Source organism: Pseudomonas sp. JAI115 (genome assembly GCF_014200835.1).
GTDB classification, from domain to species: Bacteria; Pseudomonadota; Gammaproteobacteria; order Pseudomonadales; family Pseudomonadaceae; genus Aquipseudomonas; species Aquipseudomonas putida_A.
The window spans coordinates 1-19830 of record NZ_JACHCY010000026.1; the positions used below are offsets into that span (position 1 = coordinate 1).

At 50.9% G+C, this 19830-nt stretch carries 18 protein-coding genes and 1 pseudogene; 7 read left to right on the forward strand and 12 right to left on the reverse strand.

Translation table 11 applies throughout. The features are described 5' to 3' along the window. The coding region (locus tag HDC30_RS28625) for a hypothetical protein (protein ID WP_183786209.1) at positions 1–271 on the reverse strand (271 nt) is incomplete at its 3' end. Between the two features lie 474 nt (positions 272–745). After that, complete coding sequence (locus HDC30_RS28630; protein ID WP_183786211.1) at positions 746–1228, reverse strand: helix-turn-helix domain-containing protein; 483 nt, start codon at positions 1226–1228, stop codon at positions 746–748. 230 nt (positions 1229–1458) lie between these two features. On the opposite strand from HDC30_RS28630, the gene HDC30_RS28635 reads away from it, so the two are divergent. The 3 genes from HDC30_RS28635 (at position 1459) to HDC30_RS29275 (ending at position 2813) form a co-directional block, all read left to right on the forward strand. Beyond that, a complete protein-coding gene (locus HDC30_RS28635; protein ID WP_183786213.1) occupies positions 1459–1851 on the forward strand; it encodes a DUF6957 family protein in 393 nt (130 codons plus the stop codon). Positions 1852–1916: 65 nt separating this feature from the next. Next, positions 1917–2339 (forward strand): hypothetical protein, encoded by a 423-nt coding sequence (locus HDC30_RS28640; protein WP_260320027.1) that lies wholly within the window; start codon positions 1917–1919, stop codon positions 2337–2339. Positions 2340–2429: 90 nt separating this feature from the next. After that, a complete protein-coding gene (locus HDC30_RS29275; protein WP_260320028.1) occupies positions 2430–2813 on the forward strand; it encodes a hypothetical protein in 384 nt (127 codons plus the stop codon). Between the two features lie 65 nt (positions 2814–2878). Here HDC30_RS29275 and HDC30_RS28650 read toward each other — a convergent pair whose 3' ends face one another. From HDC30_RS28650 to HDC30_RS28675, 6 genes are all read right to left on the reverse strand, one after another. Next, the gene (locus tag HDC30_RS28650; protein WP_183786219.1) at positions 2879–4606 is read right to left on the reverse strand and encodes an ATP-binding protein; all 1728 of its coding nucleotides are present in this window, start codon (positions 4604–4606) and stop codon (positions 2879–2881) included. Further along, entirely contained in the window at positions 4603–5901 is a 1299-nt protein-coding gene (locus HDC30_RS28655; RefSeq protein ID WP_260320029.1) for an SIR2 family protein, read from the reverse strand. Before HDC30_RS28655 ends, HDC30_RS28650 begins: the two co-directional genes overlap by 4 nt. Positions 5902–6233: 332 nt before the next feature. Beyond that, entirely contained in the window at positions 6234–7247 is a 1014-nt protein-coding gene (locus HDC30_RS28660; protein ID WP_260320030.1) for a methyltransferase, read from the reverse strand. A gap of 156 nt (positions 7248–7403) precedes the next feature. Further along, positions 7404–7781, reverse strand: a complete 378-nt coding sequence (locus tag HDC30_RS28665) for an SH3 domain-containing protein (protein WP_183786221.1) — start codon at positions 7779–7781, stop codon at positions 7404–7406. Between the two features lie 92 nt (positions 7782–7873). Further along, on the reverse strand, positions 7874–8482 hold the full coding sequence (locus HDC30_RS28670) for a hypothetical protein (RefSeq protein ID WP_093514331.1): 609 nt from the start codon (positions 8480–8482) through the stop codon (positions 7874–7876). Next, positions 8472–9602, reverse strand: coding sequence for an XRE family transcriptional regulator (locus HDC30_RS28675; RefSeq protein WP_183786223.1), 1131 nt, complete (start codon positions 9600–9602; stop codon positions 8472–8474). Before HDC30_RS28675 ends, HDC30_RS28670 begins: the two co-directional genes overlap by 11 nt. Positions 9603–9836: 234 nt before the next feature. Here HDC30_RS28675 and HDC30_RS28680 point away from each other — a divergent pair, with 234 nt between their 5' ends. Together HDC30_RS28680 and HDC30_RS28685 are read left to right on the forward strand one after the other, a co-directional pair. Next, positions 9837–11825, forward strand: coding sequence for an ATP-binding protein (locus HDC30_RS28680; protein ID WP_183786225.1), 1989 nt, complete (start codon positions 9837–9839; stop codon positions 11823–11825). 127 nt (positions 11826–11952) lie between these two features. Further along, a complete protein-coding gene (locus HDC30_RS28685; protein WP_183786227.1) occupies positions 11953–12558 on the forward strand; it encodes a hypothetical protein in 606 nt (201 codons plus the stop codon). Positions 12559–12633: 75 nt separating this feature from the next. On the opposite strand, the gene HDC30_RS28690 is transcribed toward HDC30_RS28685, so the two are convergent. The 3 genes from HDC30_RS28690 to HDC30_RS28700 all read right to left on the reverse strand — a co-directional run bounded on the left by HDC30_RS28690 (position 12634) and on the right by HDC30_RS28700 (position 15423). Continuing rightward, a complete protein-coding gene (locus tag HDC30_RS28690; RefSeq protein ID WP_183786229.1) occupies positions 12634–13110 on the reverse strand; it encodes a hypothetical protein in 477 nt (158 codons plus the stop codon). An 84-nt stretch (positions 13111–13194) separates the two neighbouring features. Beyond that, entirely contained in the window at positions 13195–14613 is a 1419-nt protein-coding gene (locus tag HDC30_RS28695) for a hypothetical protein (protein ID WP_183786231.1), read from the reverse strand. 342 nt (positions 14614–14955) lie between these two features. Next, positions 14956–15423 (reverse strand): helix-turn-helix domain-containing protein, encoded by a 468-nt coding sequence (locus HDC30_RS28700; protein ID WP_183786233.1) that lies wholly within the window; start codon positions 15421–15423, stop codon positions 14956–14958. Positions 15424–15726: 303 nt separating this feature from the next. Here HDC30_RS28700 and HDC30_RS28705 point away from each other — a divergent pair, with 303 nt between their 5' ends. Further along, positions 15727–16284: a hypothetical protein gene (locus HDC30_RS28705; protein ID WP_183786241.1), complete on the forward strand. Its 558-nt coding sequence runs from the start codon at positions 15727–15729 to the stop codon at positions 16282–16284. Positions 16285–17238: 954 nt separating this feature from the next. Beyond that, the gene (locus tag HDC30_RS28710) at positions 17239–18816 is read left to right on the forward strand and encodes an ATP-dependent endonuclease (protein WP_183786235.1); all 1578 of its coding nucleotides are present in this window, start codon (positions 17239–17241) and stop codon (positions 18814–18816) included. Positions 18817–19179: 363 nt separating this feature from the next. On the opposite strand, the pseudogene HDC30_RS28715 reads toward HDC30_RS28710, so the two are convergent. After that, a pseudogene (locus HDC30_RS28715) lies at positions 19180–19371 on the reverse strand (transposase); the annotation flags it as partial. Between the last annotated feature and the right edge of the window lie 459 nt (positions 19372–19830).

A 19830-nucleotide genomic window follows, 5' to 3' on the forward strand; every position in this document is an offset into this window, starting at 1 on the left:
CTTGCTCAGCCAGCAGCGAACTCAACGTATCAGCCTCGTGAACCAACTCGATCATTTTCCCCTCAAACTCGTTCCCAACCCGGAGCGTCACCCTCAGCCTAGGCGTAAATGCTTTCGCTACTTTATTCTTGGCTGCTGAAGCGACAATCGGCTTCGTGAACACACCCTCTTGTACCGCCTCCTGCATTGGTGGAGCAGAAACCTGCACTTCAGGCTGAGACGTACCGAACAGGGCACGGCGCATTTCTTCTTCAGTTAAGTCTGAGTTCATAAAACATCTCAAAGGGTCGGCACTTCGCTCGACAAATTCTACTAGGATGGCTGTTCCAGCGTATCTTCTGGAGGCATGTTTGAGTCGCCCGGTGCTCCGACCTACATTCCCAGATCAACCTCAAGCCTGGCACCCTTCAAGCAGGGCGGCAGCTTTTCGACAGGTATGACACGCAACAACTTGTCGGCAAGATGCTCGGCATGCGCGGAATAGATCGCGATCCTGTTTGACTCAAGCGGCCGATAAGGCACTACCGCACCTACAGTTGCTTGGGCAACTCTCAGAATATTCAGCACGTCATTGCCAACGTGGTCGGTATCCAGGTACTCGACTGCTGGCCGAGCGGGAGGCCTAGCTTTTAACCATGAGCCGACAACAACCTGATGTAGCTCTGTGGGGCCAAGGTGTTCGAGAGCAGTCTTCCACAACAAACCTTCTTGGGACATGTTAAGCCTGGTGGTGGTCATTCAAAAATCACGGCTGTTCGGGCTTGGTTGTTTTCAAATACCTACGAATAGTCGCTTCAGAAAGCCCCAACCTCTCCGCGATCTCAACAACAGACATACCCCACTGCTTCAATCGATTTGCCTCAAATTTATTTATAGCCGCATTAGGACGAACTGGCCGACCAGGACGTGGCTTCCCAACCCGAGCCTGCGACTCGATTTCAAGATCAATTCCTGCCTTTCTAATTCTTGCCAGTTGCTTCGTAACGCGTTTTTGCGCGTCCTTGAATGACTCGTGATTTTGCATGGCGGTCGCCATTAGCAGGAGCGTAGCCGGGTCTAGGTCTAGGATCCCGGCGAGCCTTACCAGGACGTCGAGTCCAATACTGACTTCTCCGCGCTCTATTCGGCTGAAATGAGAGCGACCGAGGTTGTTGATGTCCTCTTGGGACAAACCTTGGCCAATGCGAATCCCGCGAACCACGACAGCCAGCGCTTCTGCCGCATCCATCGGTGTTTTCCCCAATCAAATTTGAGGATAAAGCCACATCCTAATCCGTCATAACACGCCCAATTAGGTTCATTATGATTGCCTTCGGGCTTATGTGGAGGTTTAATACGCCCGTCCACGCGCCACGGCCACTAGGGCTTAGCGCTGCAGTGGATCAGCCCAACCATCGTGAACGGCGGGCAGAGAGGATTGAATTGTCAATTTGATGGTAATTACTGAGGGGAAGCCTTATGGCTAGCATCGAAGAACCCGATTTCATGAAAGGGCCACGTACACCACTGGAAGGCTTGTCGAGCAGCTCTGAAGCGCGAGCTCTGGTGAACCAACGCTTTCCCGGAAAGCCTTACTGCTTGGTTCGAGACTGGACAATATTTCGCATTGAAGTCACCCGTGACGAGCTCTTCAAATGTAATGCGGCGGGCCAGCTCCCGATGATCCTGTTTGCTCACAACGTAGCCGAGGATAGCCAAGGCCGTTTCGAACGGGGCGATTGGGTTCGTTCAAGCATGTGCACAGGTTTCCACGATGGTCTTGTCTTCGAAACTAGGAACACTATTTACGTTTTGATTGGCCCCGGCCATGAACAACCCGCAAGCCTGAAAGACGTTTTCTCCCTCTTCTAACTGCGCTCCGTATCGGAGCTCCTTAAGGCGCAGCACATACCATGTTTAGAACACATGATGCCGACATGCTCGGCCTGCCCGGCATGTTTGGTGCCGGTCAGTACCAATGGCACCAGGTTTCAAGAGTGCTTCGCTCTCACTGGTATCACGTCACCATCCAGGCTAAGCACGAGGGCCGAATCACCGAGGCGGTTCTGATGATCGACAGCGAACCTCGACTGCAGCAAGTGCTGATTGCTCAGGACGACGAGACGATCATCACCGAGGTGCAAGTAGTCACTCCCGCTCACATGAATGGCACAGAAGGTTGGCGCATGGAGAGACTGACCAAGGTGACGCTTGGCGAAGACCAAAACGAGTGTGTTGTGTGCCTGCTAGAGGTAGAGACCGGCTCCAAATACCACAGCTCTCACCAACCTGGCTTCAGCAGCGATGTTCTCGGCGACCTCCGCTTGATCTATCACGCGAACATGATTCGCACACACTGAAACTCATCAGGATTCCCGCACGGTATCAGCGCGGATGATTCCGTGGTGAATTCCAGGTCATGCCATATAGGCAGCCAATGGAGCGCAATGATGCTGGACACTGTAGATGTGAATCTTCATAGAAAACGTGATACCGACTTTGACCTTGTGCGAGTCATAAAGGCCCAAACACAAGGCTTTGAAGAGCCGGTAACTGCTTATCTCTGCCGAGCATTTATCAAGGCGCGCACCGGCGTCGGAGCTGTCTTTGGTCATAACCGAATAGACCAATACGGTCGCCTTGATGATGGACATTTAATCCAGACTTCAGACGTGATTAAAGCGGAACGTCAGGGCCGATTCTGGGTACTGACCACAGTGAACTCTAGGTACGTCCTCGTCACGTTCCAGAGGGGTAATGGATGTGCCAGCCTCCGGCAATTTCTGCGGTTGTTCAGTATTCAGCACCATTCGTCTCCACACTTACTGCAGTAGAGGCGCGGCCCCCAACGCCCCTCATTCTGCGGTAACTTCAGGAAGCTAAACAGACGGAATACTTCTTACTGAGTTTCCTCAGGCTTGGCCCAGGAACTTTGGAAACTGGGCCCATCCGAAATCGGCGGTTGTATGGGACGACCGATCTGGATTGTCACTGGGATAGGGAAATCTACTCCCACCATGGCGACTTCACCCTGCTTTAGATTGGGCAGAAAAGCAGCTGCTGACCGGTCAATCTCGCCGCAGGCACGCTCCACCACTTCTCGATCACGATCATTGGTTAATCGATGAACAAGTAAAGTCCCCATCTGGCTCAAGACACCCTCGGTTATGTCACGCGGGCGCTGAGTTGCTAGGCAGAGATTCAGGCCGTATTTCCGACCCTCTTTGGCAATCAACTCGAAGGCGTCCAGATTCTGAACATCATCTTCACTACCAATGGTTTTACCCAGAAAATTATGGGCTTCATCGAGAATGGTGATTAGGGGTTTTGATCGAAATGCTTCAGCTCTAGCGCGCTGTAGGAGCAACCGGCCAATAACATTGGCAATCACTTCTCGAGCGTTGAATTCATACCCTACTGCGCTTAGGCAGATCCGGAACAGCGTTTTGTCACTAGCAAGGAAAGTTTCCAGTTGCTCTACGAGGCTACTGATGTTGGGTGGAGGGCTAAACACGCAGCTTAACGACTGAGACTCCATAACGCCCATGATGCGGGTCATCAAGGATGAGCAGTGAGAGATCTCATTGTTGGCTGAGCCGAATCTTTCTGGGTCGTTGAAGGATGTTGGGTAACAACATTCCTGAATCAACTGGCGGACGAGGAATTTTGGATCGAAAGGCTGGTTTGGATTACCCACAAGGTTCGCATTGTTACCCCTGTTCATGGCCTGTCGGAACGTCGCCCGAGATTGGTCAACTTTCCATACGATTCGATCAGTAAATAAATCTGGTGCGAGACTTACGAGTCGCAAGCTCTTGATGGCCTCTCTGAGTTTCGGCCCTTGAGTTTTCCCGGACGGTTGGAAGAGCGCAATAAAATCAGTTTCGGTGAAGCTTGTCGGAGGGATCGCAACTTCTATCGAATCTGAAGCGCGGTAAATTGGGCTGCCTAGATGACAATGAAGCGTGTCTGCGCCTACGAGAGATCGATATTCACCAGTTGCATCAATAAGAACCACTTTGGCAGCGAAACGCCGACACTCTTCAATCAGCTTTGAGGTCGTCCAGCTTTTCCCGCCGCCTGTTGATCCCAATATTGCACAGTGTCTGCCAAAGATTTTCTCCGGGGTGACTGCGATTGGAAAACCACCATCGCCTGCAACGTGCCCGAGATTTAGCGAAATTTCTGGAGGCGTTCCGTCCACTCCTGCCGAGGTTAACAAGGGGATTTGAGAGATAAATTCCCCTGGTGCTGAGTAAACTCGGTCACCTAAACGTGGGTATGAGCTCACACCAGCGGTCACTCGCAAGGACTGCGGGTTCACTGAACCTAAAAGTCGAATGAAGCCGATGGCATCAATTTGACGGCTCCCCGCAAAGTCTTGGGATATCTCAGTGCGGTCTCTATCCGGAAGGGTTACTTCGGTGATCCGCCCGAGCAAAACGGCCTGTTGACCTTCGATCAATACGAGTTCGCCTACCTCACCCTTGCCGTATCGGTTGTGCCCTAGATATTGGCCGCTCACGTTACCTGCGTGAGCAAGGTTCGTCTTTACCAGCTGAGCACTTACGCTTGAGACGACCCCAATTTTTAGGTTGCTAGCCAGAATGCCGTCGAGCGATATCATGATCTCTGGCCTCCTATTCGTTTCACGGCGTTGGCAAGTTGTTCCGCAGGCGAGGCGGTGCGCAGGTGCGGGATGTGACTGACTAAGTCACTGAACGAGCCACTGAGGAAGTGGATGTCGAAGCCTCGTTTGGCCAAGTCGTGGAATCTACCCCAGTAATCACTTGAGCCATGGAATCCACGGTTGTGCAGGTGCGTGATGCATTGGAAGTCACACAGGATGAGCTTTAGGCTGGGGTTAGATTGAATAGCAGAGAAAATCGGTTCGGAGAGGTGGTCATCGTTGAATCCGAAGCCAGCAACGATAAGGCAGCTGTTGGGCTGACGAAGGAACTCCAGGTAGCGTGACAGAAGCTCAAGGTGAGGCTGCAAAAATGCCTGCTGGTACTTTCCTTTTGCCGGATAAATCAGGCACGCATTAGCTGGATTAGGTGCCGCATCCTCGTAGATTTCTTTACCGTCTCTGCTCCAGCTTACTGATCCATGCAGCTTCAAGAGCTGGAAAACACCTTCAGCAAATTCGTGGCCTTCAGCTTCTCGACGTACGATATCGTAGGTAAAGTGCCTACCATCAAATCGGCGTCTTCGAGTGTATGAGAAACCATCGATTGCCATCATGCCGAGATCTGACGCCGCTGTTTCAAAGCACATGTCATAGTTCGTCGTGAACACCTTGAGCCGAGGATCCCTGACTCGTCGTCTGGCCAGCTTTTGAAGTAAATGCCGATAAGCTGATATGTCAGCGCTAGGGGCTCGAAGGAAGGCTGAACAAGCATCCAAGATAATAGCCTTCACATCGCTGACAAATGCCCTCACAGCGGCGTCATCATTGAAAGCTAGGTAAGCGTCACACTGCGATAGGAAGTGCTCAATGTTCGGACTGAGCGTTTCGTGATAACGCACCGTTCCCGCCACCTGAGCAGCCAACTCCGTAAGCGTCCAAGTTCCTGTCTTACACATAGACCGCTTCCAGAGGTCTCCCATACCTGGGCCACCTGGTGCGCCTAGTGATGTCCCGCTTCCTGCTAGAAAACCTAGGTTGGGTATTTGTAATGCTGCGGTAAGCATGTCTGACAAAGATGAACGATTCGAACTGATCTGCAGAGGATCAGTAGGTGGTGCGCCTTTGAGGATGGTAAATGCATCCTCGTTTAGCGGAGACCAATCTGAAGCCCCGGGTGCCAGATATGCTTGAAGCCCCCTACGGTTGCCGTCTAACTCCAACGGTGGTGGTGGTGGTGGGAGGTCTGGTACTACAAAAGAAGGCGCGGCGGGCGGAGCTGTATCATTAGGCATAACACGATCCTTGTCGGTATAGCGTAACCCGGAGGCTGTCTACCAGCCCGCCCGATATCGCGCGAGGGAATCTGAACACAATGCATTGTAATCATAGTGCCAGTACATATTGCGTACGGGTAGTGATTAGGGCGGTATCCGATCATGGAATCGCCATTCGTGCCGGTGTGCTCAGCGCGGACAAAGCGAGCTATGCGAGCGTTATTTCGTCGAGCAACCGCGCATCCTAGATGGCACGCGATCTCTCTGACAGCGGTCGCTCCCAGACTAGGCCTGCATATAATGCTGTAGGCCGACGTTGTGGTTGGTCGCAATGGGCATTCGACAGAGGATCACGAATCAGGCCATTGACCGTGAGCCTTCAATAGTCGAGCTGTATCCCAGCCATCAAGAAAGAGGAGGCGGCATGGGGCAGTCAATGTTCTCCTTATCGCAAATGCTTCTGCCATACCACGCACAGACGGCTCGATGGTGTGACAGTGCTGAATAATGTAAACGTCTGCTGGTATGTTGAAGAGGCGATACAGCTGGTCTCCATTCTTTCCCAAATCTTTGGGCGTCATAGGATGGAATTTTGCGGGCCCTTTTAGCAAAAAGGCGCCAGTCATTCGTTTCCCGCCGACCATGAGACCGGAGGTAAAGATGTCTGATTCTTCGCCACCCCAGTCATTCTGAGATTCTTGTTCAAGCAGGTTGCATATCAATTCCTTGACGCGCTTCTCTGGGATAGTACGCATCAATTCAAATTTGGCTTTGTTTGGAGTCCACGTTCGGTCAATTGTGGAGAATTGATCGACTTCGTCCGCCTGAAGTGGAACCCCAAAAGAAAGCAGGGATGGAATGGATATGTCAGAGTCAATGAGGTCGCCAATAGCAATGGGTACGGCACGGATGCTTTTGTCAGAGACCTCTGTGACGTAGGCGAACACAAAGATGTTAGTTGCACCCGAAAGACGAGAGTACGCCGTGTCGTTTACCAATCCCGATTTCGAAAACTCAATACTCAGTTTAAAGTCAGTAAGGGGGAACGAAAGTGTTGTATTCAGCTGGAGAGCGGGCGTCTTGTTGTTGAATCCAAACCCTTTTCCTGTGAGGCGTCCGTTGTATATAAAAAGCTCACCTTGCCGGATCCTTCCTTCAATCTGTAGTTCTTGAAGTGTCTTGATCTCTCCAACCGAAATGCCCTTCAGCACGTAAGCTCCAACATCGTTTGACAGTATGGCGGATGCCATTGAGACAGGTTGTCCGAGAAGCGATTGAGTGATGTGGAACGGAATTGCTTGATTTTTTATCAGGCTGAGAACCCGGTCGCGGCTCAGATAATATGTCATCAGATTAGGTGTCATCGGCTGTCCTTGCTTTCGATCATTTAGCCGCAAGCGCGGCCCACGTGGCAGCGCTAATGGTTTCCTATAGTTATTGAACGAGCGGAGGAAATACCTCCACCCAGCTGACCCCAACCAATAGGTAAGCCCACAAGGGTGCTGTCGCGATTAATCGTATCAAACGCCGTAACGCTTGTTGCCACCTGAAGTAATGCAGTACCGACCGCCCCTTAGCCCGATACAAACTTCTCCAGAAGAACAAGGACAGAAGGATCCGTACTCTGGAGTCTGCCTGCGGGCAGGTTGTAATGGCGGAGGCGATGGTTTCGGTTGGTAAGCGACGTAGCAGTTTGACCCGCTGCAAAGGTTTTTAGACGAAAACCAATTAGAGGGTTGGCCGTCGATGCTTGTACGTACCCAATCATTTAGCTTTTCGAAGACCTGAACCTTGTCCCCACTCTTCAACTTGGAGATGACTTTCCCTCCTGGCGTATCCCTGATATTGAGCTTATCCGCGCTCACGTACTGATCAAAGTCGAACAGCGGCTGGGTCATGGAAACTTTCTAAGGAGAGCTAGATAAATCTTAGCTGTTTTGCCTTGCCGGCTCGGTGCTTGTTTATGGTACACAGGCCCGCTACGCCTTTTTCAAAGCAAGGCATCGAAACCAGGTGTCTTGTTGGAAGCATGGATGTTCAGCCGGCACTGCAGCGCCATACCGTAAGCTGTCTCCAGATGCGTGGCCAGCGAGCCACCCATTTCGATATGTTGAGATAAAACCACCTGGTGATCTGCATCTGTAAGGACATTGGTGAAAATGAGCCAGGAATGCATGTGTGGCGTTGTCTGGGTTATCGCTTGAGCAACGCTTTCGGAGAGAGCTCTGGCCTTGCGATCATCAGTGATGAAGGCTTGGCGGATTCTGCTTGCGAAAGCGATTGACGACAGCTCGCCTTTTCCGAGTTTTTTTCGGCTTTCAAGGTCTGCGATGGCTTGGAGATCGTCAATGCTGCAGGAATGGGACGCGAATTTGCCCTTGGTCTGCTCTTGCTTGAGGCGCTCTCTCAACTCGAGGTCTGCTTCGGTGGCGGCTGTGCGGGGCTTGACCAGGCATTCGTATAGAACGAATCCAGTCATGCAGAACTCACACTTGGCTTCTTGAGCTGCCGCATACAGTCGGCGCGAAGACAAAATGTTCCACACCGAGCAGGTGTCGGCCACATTGATCTTGTGGAATTTCGATGGATCAATAGCCATGTATTGTCCTTCCATATAGAGAGGCAAGTGCTGCCAGTTCGCCATAGCCGCAGAGAAGAGCTTCGGCGAGCCTGCCGAGGCTGATAATGCCTTGGCTATGTGCGTCCAGGCAAAGCTTCACGTAATGGTCGGACAGCCCGCGTTCGAGCAGAGCGACTTTTCTCGCGCGTTGCTGGAGGGTGAGGCTCTCAGGTAGTTCGGGGTCTATCTTGGCTTGTCGAGTAACACGGTAACCTCGGATTCGTCGACTGGTTTCAATGTCGGCTCGCTTCGCGGCCTTCAAGGCTATACCCAAGGCGTCACAGCTCACTCGAAACTTATTAGCCCATCCTTGAGCTTCCTCTTCAGACCAGGTAGTTGGGTCAGGAAGCAAGCTGAGCGTTTCTGGAGGCATGAGGTAACAGGAGGCGAACCTATTCGCCCGCACCTCCCGGATGTCTTTGTCTCCCGGGATGGTTACGCTTGCCCCTTCTTCACTGTCAAAAATGCAGTGAGCCATCTCGTGCGCTGCACTGAATCGCTGTCGGTAAACGTCCTCGGTGTAGTTAACTAAAATGCATTTGCCAGCGACGGGGTGCATCACAAAGAGGCCTGAGATTTTGGAGTTGTCTAGCTTTCGCCGGAACACATGCACACCGACTGAGCGAAACTCGGAGTAGATGTCTCGGGGCACCTCTCGGTCGGTATGACCCATTTGCCGGCGAAATGCCTTTGCCGCGCCCTCGGCATGAGCGAGGAAGTAGTTACCCCGTGGGATGTAGGCAAAGGTACTGGCAGTACCACGGAGTTCTTGGGTTAAAAATTCTTCGGTTTCGCAGAGGTACAGAAACTCTTGAATGGCAGAGCGATCTTCCTTCGAGAACTCACGGCCATGCGCCCGGTAGAGCGTTTCAGTTTGCTCAAATGGGGCGACCTGCTCGTTAGATATAAAGAATTTGAAGTCGCATCGATAGTAGTCGGCAAGGATGAGTACCTCGTCTCCGGTAGGCTCCAACGCGCCTTTCTCGATACTACTCAGGCGCTCAACGTTGATTGCTGTGAAAGCTGCGACTTCGTCAACGGTTCGCTGAAGCTGAATACGGTAGCGCTGAAGCTTGTCGCCAAGGGCCTGGAGATTCATGCGCTGTTTGACGTCCTGTTAGGCAATGCTCCGAGACATCATAGTCGGTTTCAAGGCGCTCCACTTCTCGATTCCACATCTATATCTCTTTATTGGAGCTTGAATCGCCGGATTGTTAGTTGGGTCGCTGAGAGTGCGAGTCTTCCCCATATCACCATTCGTTGAGGTAGCATCAGCAGCACAAACTGCCCTTACCAGCCCAAACCGCGCTATGCAACTTCAAGGAGGAAGTCCATGTCCGACGAATCTAGTCGTTTGTCTTTGTTTGAAGAGGACTATCTTCTACGTGAGCTTGGGCCTGTGGCCCATGTACCGCAGGTGGCGCTTACTGAGCTGGTCGCGAACGCTTGGGATGCAGGCGCAAGTCTGGTTGAGCTGTTTCTTCCATCTGAACTGGGTGGCACCTTGACTGTGATCGACGATGGTCATGGCATGACGCCCAAACAGTTTAGTCGGCGTTGGATGACGCTTCGCTACAACCGATTGAAGCATCAAAGCTGGAAAGTGGAGTTTCCTAAAGGGAAGGATGCTAAAGCCAGAAAAGCTTATGGCCGAAATGGTGTCGGTCGCCACGGACTTCTCTGTTTCGCGGATGAGTACCGTGTAGAAACATGGCGAGATGGGATACTCAGCACATTTGTCGTGGGTACGGAATCAGGGCCGAGTCCATTTGTGGTTCGCTCTGAGGAGTTCAGTGAGCGAGAGGGTGAAGGCACTAGGTTGTCGGTTGTAGTCAATCGCAAAATGCCCGACCTTGAAGAAATCATCACCGTTCTTGCAGCCCGCTTCATCCACGATCCTGGATTTCAAATCCGAGTTAATGGAACCCCGCTGACGTTAGCAAAGCTTGAGCAGCACGCGAGGTCACACACGCTGACCCTCAGTGAGGGGCGGACGGCGAAAGTGATCGTTATTGATTCTACTCAGCAGAATCACTCATCGATTCATCAAGGCGTTGCGTTTTGGGTAGATCATCGACTTGTCGGGGATCCAACATGGGCTATCGGTCAGGTAGCAAATTTCGATGGCCGAACTCGATTCGCCAAACGGTACATGATCATCGTCGACACATTGGGTTTCGAGGATCACGTACTTGCGGACTGGACAGGATTTCGTACAACGCCAGCAGTAAAAGAGTTGTATCAGGCTACAGCCGACCACATCAGTCAGGTTGCTGATGAGTTAGCGGCAGAAGTTGTCGAGTCCACTTCAGAAGACGCTCTTGTCCAGAATCGTTCTGAACTCAAGTCATTGGGCCAGGGGGCGCAGCTCGAAGTCACTGAATTTACCAAGGCTGTGGCTCAGGCGCATCCGATGGTATCTCCGGAGTTTTTGGCGACAGCAGTCAAAGCGGTGATCAATCTGGAAAAGTCCAAGAGTGGGGCTGCACTCCTTCATAAACTCGCCAACCTAGACACAAAGGATGTTGAGGGACTCGATACGTTGTTGGCTGATTGGTCTGTCAAAGACGCGCTTCGCGTGTTGGATGAGATAGATGACAGACTGAGCGTCATAGAGGCCATTGCTAGGCTGGCAGAGGATCCGAATACAGATGAGCTCCACACCCTCCACCCACTGATCCTGCGATCCCGCTGGCTTTTCGGCCCGGAGTTCGAATCAATGGAATACTGTTCGAACACCACATTGCGAAGCGTAGCCAAACAGCTATGGGGCGACGGGGACGCATCGTTTCAGAACGAGAAAAAACGCCCCGACGTTGTTGTCTTGCCTGATCGCAGCATGGTGCAGCTGGTGGGTATAGAGCGATTTGATCCGCAAGACCCGACCATCGCGCAGATGCAGAACATCCTTCTGATCGAGCTGAAGAGAGGGGGATTCAAAATCAAGCGGGACGAGGTCAATCAGGCTGATGGTTATGTGCAGGATATTGCTAATTCTGGATATTTAAATGGCGCGCCCTTTGTCACGGCCTGGGTGGTCGGACAGTCAATTGCATCGGGAGTGGGTACCGAGAAAACGGTAGGTGATGACTCGCGCAAATATGGTCAAGTCAGGGCAACGACTTATGGGGCACTTGTGGGCACGGCTAACCTGCGACTGATGCGCTTGCGTAAGACGCTGGAGGAACGATATGACAACCTGCCAACCGACACGTTGCTCGCTAAGGTGTTATCGATCCAAGAACAGGCAACGCTCGATTTAAATACGTCAAACCCAGTGCAACATCAGGATGAGAGTGCTGCACTGGCAGTCGCTCAGTGAAGCATCGCATCAATCTATGGGGTGATTACAGGTATGAGCGCCGTCGCAATCCTGGCCCGTCGTCAGCATCATAGATTTTTTTCGTCTGTGCTGAAGCAATCAGCAAGGCTAGTTTTGCCAAAACCCAATGAAAGATACCTTCAAGCCGGTGTCAAATACTCAAGGATTCTTTGTGCCTTCAACTCTAGTAGACATTATCATCCGCGACCGTGGCGTTCAGGCTTATACAGATTACGCGGAGTTTCAGATTACTGATCCTGATGTAATCGTTAGTGCTGCTAGGCAAACGCTAGATTCGATCCCTCCATCATTTGGCTCTTGCGTCATGGTTAGCGCTGGCTTTACTGCCATTCTCAAATCTAAAGGGATAGCCGCCGTTGTCGTCCTCGGAGACTTACTGATTAATGGTCATTATGCGTTTGAATGCCGAGGGAATATCCCTGGAGCAACCTATGAGGGAGAGTTCGTAGAAGCCACGTGGGATGGTCACGCCTGGGTAATGCTCGCAGGTATCCTCTGCGACCTGTCGATCTTCCGAAGCGCCTACTCTACTAAAACGCCAAGCAACCTCAAAACCTTCATCAGCCAGCAGTTCGGTGAGGGCAAGGGAGCACTGATGTGTCCCAACGATAGCTTGCCGGTCGGCATGGAATTTGTGCCCAAATTTGCTCTCAATGACGCTCAGATTCTGGGTATTCTGGATGGCTTGTCCAGGCAAGCACTTGATAACTAAGTGACGAGATTCGAGGTGGCATTCACAATTGAACTGGGAGCTGAATACGGCTAGTACCTAAGCGCGGCGCTGACTTCACTGCGAACTCAGCCAGTCTTCCATTTTTTGTAGCCTGCCCATTTCGAGAAGCTTCGGTTTTCCTAAATCTAGAAGCATGAGGAGCCCTTGCCTGTCACCTGGTGAGAGAAACCAATCGGCCACTTCAACATTGCAGTGCCCGGCCTCGCTCAGTGCCCACTTCACAATCATATCCGCTGCTGCTCGGTAGTGATCCGCCATGAAGAGTCGTCGCCCCTCTGAAAACCAACCAAGCTTGGCTAGCTGTTCAGTGACGTCAATGACGCCCGCGTCACCAAAAAATCCTGTGGTGTCTGGATAGTGAATACCCGCCAGAGACACCTTTGCCACCCCCGCTTCTCGGTTGAAGTAAGACAGAAAATGCCACCCACCAGTTGTGATCCCTGCGTGAGGAAAATTGATGGCGGCTTTACCAGTTATGTAGTGCTGACGTGACACGCGTTTGAGATCAAAGTCGAACAACGGCTGGGTCATGTAATGTATCTCTGTGCATGAGCGTTACCTGATATTGCTAGGACGCACCGCCGTTGTTATAGCGTGCATTATGAATGCTTTGGCTTAAGCGGGCGGTACGGCAGAGGCCTTGATGGCGTCTTCATCCTTACGGAACATTGCTTCGGCATCCTTGATGTATACCCCGCATTCAATCAGCGCGCTCACCTCCTCGTGCTTGCCAAGGAATGATGCTCGAATGCCCTTGAGTAAAACGTAAGCGTAGCGGGCATCTTCAATCATGGTGTCCGTCTCACCTGATATCGTTATTCCTCGGGAACTCCAATGCTTGACCGCAGCCAGAGTGAATGGCTGCTGCGGCTCTTCCAATCGATATTGGTGGCGTTGCTTAAGTAGTTCGCTCAACTCCTGAGCATCACTCAGCATCTGTTCTGATAGGCCTCGCCTATTACTTTGCCGGGCTGCGACCAGCACATTTGCCTGCATGGATTGAAGGCCAGGCAGGATAAAATCGCGGAGGATGAAATAGAATTCTAGCTGCCGGTTCATCGCGTCATTAGCTGGCTTACGCAGTCTCTTCAGGACTTCGGCGGACGCGTCTGAATTGTTAGGAATGCACAGCGCCTTCTGGCTATCCCTAATGCCTTGCTCGAAAAAATCAGTCATCTGATTGGCAATCAATCCTTGTCGATAATCCTCTCGCAAAAGGTCGAGCAAGACATCCAGTTGGTTAATCGCTGCAGTATCAATTTTTAAGCTGGCGTGCTGCACTTGATGTTCCATTGCATTCAGCGTCCTTTCCACAGGAACGATGCAAAATTGCTGAAAGGAATATGAGAACGCGAACGTCTCTTTGTTCAGCATCCCAAGGCAACCGTCATAGATCTGGATCAATCGATCATTCAGATCCATATACTCAGTGAGGCCTTCGATTGTCGCCTGGTTCATTTGTGCTGTGTCTGCTTGATAGGCCAGGTACTTATGAATCCCCACGAAGGCAGCTACGGCAAAGCTGCTGACTAAACCGACCCTGAGGATCCAGCTTCGAAGAGAAATCTCGGGTTTGTAGTCAGGATAAAATGACTTCTGTAACGAGGCATTTTCTTGAATTACGGTTTCAAGTGCCCCCCAACCCCACACGTCCACTGCTCCCTTTCCCACTAAGGCTCGTTCCTCCGTAAGCTCTAAAGCACGGTTGGTCAGGAGAGTGTCATGCGGACTGGTCGTTAGGATGAAAAAATGATCGATCTTGAACGGAAAATCTTCGGTCTCGAGAACAGCCTGATTCATCTGCGCGAGAGTCAGCTTTTTGCCAAGGTTCTCATTTCGCCCTTTGCACTGAACGGCGATGAGAGTGCCGTCTTTAAGACGGCAATAGAGGTCAACGCCATGCTGCCGTTGGCCTTCTCGACCGTATTGGTCGAATCTGCTTTTAAAGACGCAGCTCATTACTGCTAGTGACAGACGCTCGAATTGCTTCCAGTCAGCGGGACGTCGGTAGGTCGCGGCATGTGGTGCGGTCATAACCTAAAAATCAACTCCATTGAATCAGTATTAGCCTTGCGAGGGCTGGCCTTCACCGCATCTCCAGCTCGGTATCGTCTTAAAGAGGCGCTGTAGGGGGCTACGACCAAGGTGACTTGGATCGCCGCCACCTAGAATTTGCTAGGCGTAGAGACATTGATGAAGACCTGATTTTTCACCAACGCGTGATCAGCCAGAGTCCATGCTTTTCTAAGGATACACCGCCGTCTTGAGCACGTATGAATTCACATAACGGACTAAGGCGATAAAGTCATCGTATATTGTGAGAGTTTAAATCCAGCACGTTGCATGCCGATCAGGGATCGCTGATGGACTGCAAGTTCAGGTATTCCAGTATTTTTGGACGGTGCTCCTGGCAATCCCAAGCTTTTCCGCGATTGTTTTCCTGTCTAAACCTTGCGCTTTCAAGGCTCGAATGTAATCCGCGTTAAGCGGCTGCTTAGGCTTTCCCTGGGAGCGCTTGATGAGCTTTCCATCACTAAATTGCTCCTCTACTAGCTGCCACCCTCCGGACATCTCGAATTCCCTTATTCGCAAGGCAGTACGTTGCAAAGTTTCCGAAGGGAGTTCGTCACCCTGAGCCGCAATGGCGAGAGTGACTACCGTCAAAAGGTCGAGGCCCAAGTAGTCAGCGATCTCGTCCAGCTTCTCCAGCGTCGGCGTCGTCCTGGCCTGCTCAAGCTTCCCTACATTCGTCCGGTGCGTTGCTCCTGCGAGATCCTCGTAACTCAACCCTTGGTGTGCACGGGCTCCGCGTAATGCCCCCGCCAGCGCTTCCTTCAGATTCATGAGTCGGATCCTCAAAAGCGAGGATAGAGCCATGGAGAGGTCGTTACGATAAACAGTCTATAGTGATATTATCGTGACATATGGTTTGCCAAGCAGTCGTTTGATCATAGCGGCGCGATGTCTGGATTGGTGATGGATTGGTCATGAGAGCAGCACGTGAGACACGGCCAGGGAGGTCTCGATGGGAGACGCGCTCATCAAGTCCGACGTTTATGGCCCGCGTAAGTCCGCCGCAATAGTCACTGAACGACGTCTTGGCGAGAACCAGATCCAATTTTTGAGCGAAGGCAGGGATAGTGAGTGATGAAGTTTGATTGCGTAAAGGTTTCCGGAAAGCTCGACTATGTCCGATCTGTGATGCCCATGAACGGTGGCTATAAAGCCAAGGTCAGTATTGACGGATCAATCATCCCAAATTTAACGTTGACCAGTAAAATTTATGAAGAATTGGAGATTGGTAAAAGTGTGACGCTTTATGGGATGTTTAAGAACAGTAGTAAAAAAGAAAAAAATATTGGTGTGATTTACGGACTTCAAAAGGAAAGTGGCGAGAAAATGTTCGCTACTTCCTTCAGGTTCATGGTTCCAATGATTTTGGCGGGCGCTGCCGCACTCGCCTTCTGCATGGTATTTCTCATCGGCTGGTTTCCTTCTTTATTCGCATTGATCTTCTTATTCGGACAAGATCAAAGCTATATGTATAACGCTACAGTGGTTACCATAGTTGAAGCAGGGTTGGTTGCGCTGTTTTTTCTCTGGCGTGCCTTGATAGTTTTCAGTGCCACCTCGAGGCCGGAATCTTGGGAAATTATCGCTCCCTCCACGCTGTCGAGTCGCTTCAGCAAATTTCATAAGGGGTAATGTTCGCGTCTGGCGGGAAAAGCGAAATGTTAGGCCCACAATTCGCTGAAAATTGAGCTCAGGCAAATCCCTGCGCGCTAAGCATTATGCAAGCGGAGCGCGCAGGCGTGCTGGATGAACGCCCGAAGGGCCGAGACGCGGCTTGTCGTGGCTCGGTTCACGACAGCCATCCGCCGAAGGCGGCACGCCATATCTATCGACCAGCTTTGTGAGTAGGAGGTTGAAATGACCTGCGATTTACTCCGCGAACGAGAGAGGAATAGGCGAAGGGTTCTGTGGGCGCTTGCCAGCTTCCATCCTGGTGATCCGAATGCCTCCGAACTACTCACCATCCTTGATGAGCTCGACATCCAAGAACGAAACGACACCTGCTGTCGAGATAAGCCACTCGAACTCATTGAGGCTCGTAACTCTGTCTCGGTGACGCGCCATAACTCCGGAATCGACATCATTTTGGAGCAGACTATTCCGCAACCCTGGAGGGAGCGGTTCCATCAGGTAAGCATTGGGTCGACCAGGTTGGTTGATGGGCCATATGCCTCAGACTGGGATAAATTCCTGGATGGCTGGGACGCAGAGATGCGGCATCTAGAGCAGCATAGGCTTGCCAGATGCAAACTCGGAACAGACTGAACAGATGAAGGGAATGGGACACGAGGACGACACGGTGTACTGCGATATCCAGATGCCGCTGAGAGCTGCTTGAGTTAGTAAACACACTGAGAGAGTCCAAAGCCCACCCACGACATGGCCTTCGACCGTATGCAGTACGAGCTCGACATCATCTAGAGCCCACTGACTGGGTGCCCTTTGTGCAGCTTCCCAAGTGTCTTACATCCCCTCTACTACCGGACTCCTAGTACAATAAGCGTGTGATGCCTGCACCGCTCCGAGCTTCTTCTCAAAATTCGATGTCAGGTGCGACCCTATAATAATTTTGTAAAGGATTACGACTTGCATATTAAAAGCTTTGGGCTGCTTGGTCTTCGTCGGCTTTACCTAAACGAATCGATGACTACGAACTCTCCACAGTCAAGTAATTTCAAGCTATTCAAAGCTTCGAAAATTAATATTTTTGTCGGCCCCAATGGCGGTGGTAAGTCAACCGTGTTGGATATGGTACGTGCGCTTCAGGATTTTGAAATCATAAAAACAGTCGCTCGTGAAAATATGCGTTCAACGACCGCAGCGATATCCGTCATCCATTTCGATAACGGAACTTGGGTAAAGTCAAAATTCAACAAACTAAGCATACAACAGTTTGGTGCGGAGATTTCTGTAAACACACCATCGTCTAAGTATTTTTTTTCAGGTAGCATTTTAAATAATTCATCAAAGCCACCACCCAAACTGATCCAGGTGTTGAATAAAGTTAAAGCAGATATTAGCTTTCGCAACTCGAACGATGAGAGCGGGGTTAATATACAAAGAGTCATAGATGCGCTAAACAAAGATGCTAAAAATCTAGTAGGCCTTGCACCGCACCCTTTACAACACGGCCAAGTCATTTATGGCAGCCCACCATCTTCGGCAACCGCTTTTAAATTCAATCAACCTATCAGCCATATTAGAAATGGTGTTTTAGGTGTTTACCTGAACGATGATTTAGGCCAAACCAACCACATTCCTATCAATATGATACCATCTGGCTGGCGAGCTTTTGCAGGTTTGGTGGGATGGCTAAATTCTCTTAATGACAATCAAATTTGTGTAATTGAAGAACCTGAAGTGCACCTCCATCCCACGCTTCAAAGGCTAATGGTGGCTAGGGTTTCTGAGATCGCTAAGCACAAAAAATTGCAGTTATTTATCTCTACACACTCTGCTGCCCTTATAGACATATCAAATTGGGATGTACCCGATATAAAACTGTTTGAAGTCAATGGCCACGCGCTGACGGAATTAACATCACCGGCTAAAGCTCTAGGCGGCCTAGGGATCAAGCCTAGTGACGTTTTTCAAGCCAATGGAGTCATATGGGTCGAAGGTGCATCTGATCGGATTTATATATTGCACTGGTTGTTTTTGTGGTGCTTGACGAATTCAAAGAAGATGCCCATAGAAAATCTCGATTTTTCCTTCGTCTTCTACGGCGGATCAACGCTCGGGCATTTCACATCCAGTGGCAGGTCAGGGTTAATCGATATGTTTAGCATTAACAGGAACTCCATTGTTGTTATGGATCGAGATCTAGACTTCAAACGCCTTTCCAGCGGAGCTGATGAGTGCATCAACCAAAACTGCGTAAAGTACGAGGTATGGTCAGAATTTGAAAAATACAACTCGAACAATGGCTACTGCTGGGTGACTGAAGGCTACACGATAGAGAGCTATCTGCCGAAAAACTTTCGACTTAAATATTACAAGCTTTTAGGTTTAAGACTCAAGAAAATCAGCAGCTATCCCAAAGTAACGATTGCCAACAAGTTCGCAAATGGGTATGGCAACTTTATTTATAGCTATGATAAAAAAACAGACTTGTCAGCCCAAATTGAAAAGCTTTTCAAGACCATTGAGGCATGGAAGCTTTAGTCTATTTCTCAAACATCTAAAGATGGTGTTCGGAAATTCAATATGCAAACTTGAAATACAATCATAGCGGTGTATCTCAAGAATTGATGTCGCAGCGTACGGTCGCCAACCAAGAGTTCATTTCTTGGTATGGCGCCGACGAAGTGCTTAACTTTGTAGGGTTCCATCCGAGGTGAAAGCTTCTGCGTTTTGCCACGGTAAGTAGGTAGTCTGCCGCGACGGCGAATCGCCCCGTACGTGCACCATACGGCAGCGAGAATTAGCACCCTACGTCAAGCCACCAACTTGCTAAACCTAAAGCCAGTATCGCCCTCTCACCGTCTCTCCATGCTGGCCGAAGATTAGGATTGATGCTGACTTGGCTCTGTACGAAAAAAGCTGTCGCAGACCCCGCAGGGAACACGCCAGCGAGACCATAGCGGCGGAGCTTTTTGCAAGTTTGTCGAAGCGCGTGGCAATACGGCGGTTCTCTTCCAGCCAGACGAACTTGCGTTCGATGATGTTGCGCTGGCGGTACTTGGGGCGATGAAACAGTCTCGCTAAACCGGGCTTGGGTATGAGTGACAACCGAACAGCACTTGATGCGTGCCCCCCCCCGCATCGATGACCGTGAAATCAATGGTCAAGCGAGGACAATCAGAGCTCCGCATCCCATGCATCCATCGCCTCACTCACGGTAGCCAACCAGCGGAGATGATAGTTCTGTATAGCATGGGCGACGTGCCTGGCTGTGTTGGCTTCGATCCAAGATGGAAGACTATGCGAGCCCTCTGAGAACAGGTTTGCAGTCGCGACAGCGAATCGCCCCGTACCCGTAGACTGGAGGCACACATAACGCACTGCGGCGCCACTGTGCAACCGACGCCAAGCCACGACCTCGATACAGTCCAGGGCGCCCTCTGAAGCCTCTACGATGGGACTCGCTCCCTGCTCCACCAGGAAGTCGGTCGCAGCCTCGAATGGTCTCCTAGGCGCTCCTGTTTTGTGGACAAGATGCTTCAACTGCTCACGTGA

What these genes read in the sequence shown, in the direction of transcription:
- HDC30_RS28630 (WP_183786211.1), bottom strand. Translation starts at nt 1,228, where the DNA reads ATGGATGCGGCAGAAGCGCTGGCTGTCGTGGTTCGCGGGATTCGCATT.
- HDC30_RS28635 (WP_183786213.1), top strand. Translation starts at nt 1,459, where the DNA reads ATGGCTAGCATCGAAGAACCCGATTTCATGAAAGGGCCACGTACACCA.
- HDC30_RS28640 (WP_260320027.1), top strand. Translation starts at nt 1,917, where the DNA reads ATGCTCGGCCTGCCCGGCATGTTTGGTGCCGGTCAGTACCAATGGCAC.
- HDC30_RS29275 (WP_260320028.1), top strand. Translation starts at nt 2,430, where the DNA reads ATGCTGGACACTGTAGATGTGAATCTTCATAGAAAACGTGATACCGAC.
- HDC30_RS28650 (WP_183786219.1), bottom strand. Translation starts at nt 4,606, where the DNA reads ATGATATCGCTCGACGGCATTCTGGCTAGCAACCTAAAAATTGGGGTC.
- HDC30_RS28655 (WP_260320029.1), bottom strand. Translation starts at nt 5,901, where the DNA reads ATGCCTAATGATACAGCTCCGCCCGCCGCGCCTTCTTTTGTAGTACCA.
- HDC30_RS28660 (WP_260320030.1), bottom strand. Translation starts at nt 7,247, where the DNA reads ATGACACCTAATCTGATGACATATTATCTGAGCCGCGACCGGGTTCTC.
- HDC30_RS28665 (WP_183786221.1), bottom strand. Translation starts at nt 7,781, where the DNA reads ATGACCCAGCCGCTGTTCGACTTTGATCAGTACGTGAGCGCGGATAAG.
- HDC30_RS28670 (WP_093514331.1), bottom strand. Translation starts at nt 8,482, where the DNA reads ATGGCTATTGATCCATCGAAATTCCACAAGATCAATGTGGCCGACACC.
- HDC30_RS28675 (WP_183786223.1), bottom strand. Translation starts at nt 9,602, where the DNA reads ATGAATCTCCAGGCCCTTGGCGACAAGCTTCAGCGCTACCGTATTCAG.
- HDC30_RS28680 (WP_183786225.1), top strand. Translation starts at nt 9,837, where the DNA reads ATGTCCGACGAATCTAGTCGTTTGTCTTTGTTTGAAGAGGACTATCTT.
- HDC30_RS28685 (WP_183786227.1), top strand. Translation starts at nt 11,953, where the DNA reads ATGAAAGATACCTTCAAGCCGGTGTCAAATACTCAAGGATTCTTTGTG.
- HDC30_RS28690 (WP_183786229.1), bottom strand. Translation starts at nt 13,110, where the DNA reads ATGACCCAGCCGTTGTTCGACTTTGATCTCAAACGCGTGTCACGTCAG.
- HDC30_RS28695 (WP_183786231.1), bottom strand. Translation starts at nt 14,613, where the DNA reads ATGACCGCACCACATGCCGCGACCTACCGACGTCCCGCTGACTGGAAG.
- HDC30_RS28700 (WP_183786233.1), bottom strand. Translation starts at nt 15,423, where the DNA reads ATGAATCTGAAGGAAGCGCTGGCGGGGGCATTACGCGGAGCCCGTGCA.
- HDC30_RS28705 (WP_183786241.1), top strand. Translation starts at nt 15,727, where the DNA reads ATGAAGTTTGATTGCGTAAAGGTTTCCGGAAAGCTCGACTATGTCCGA.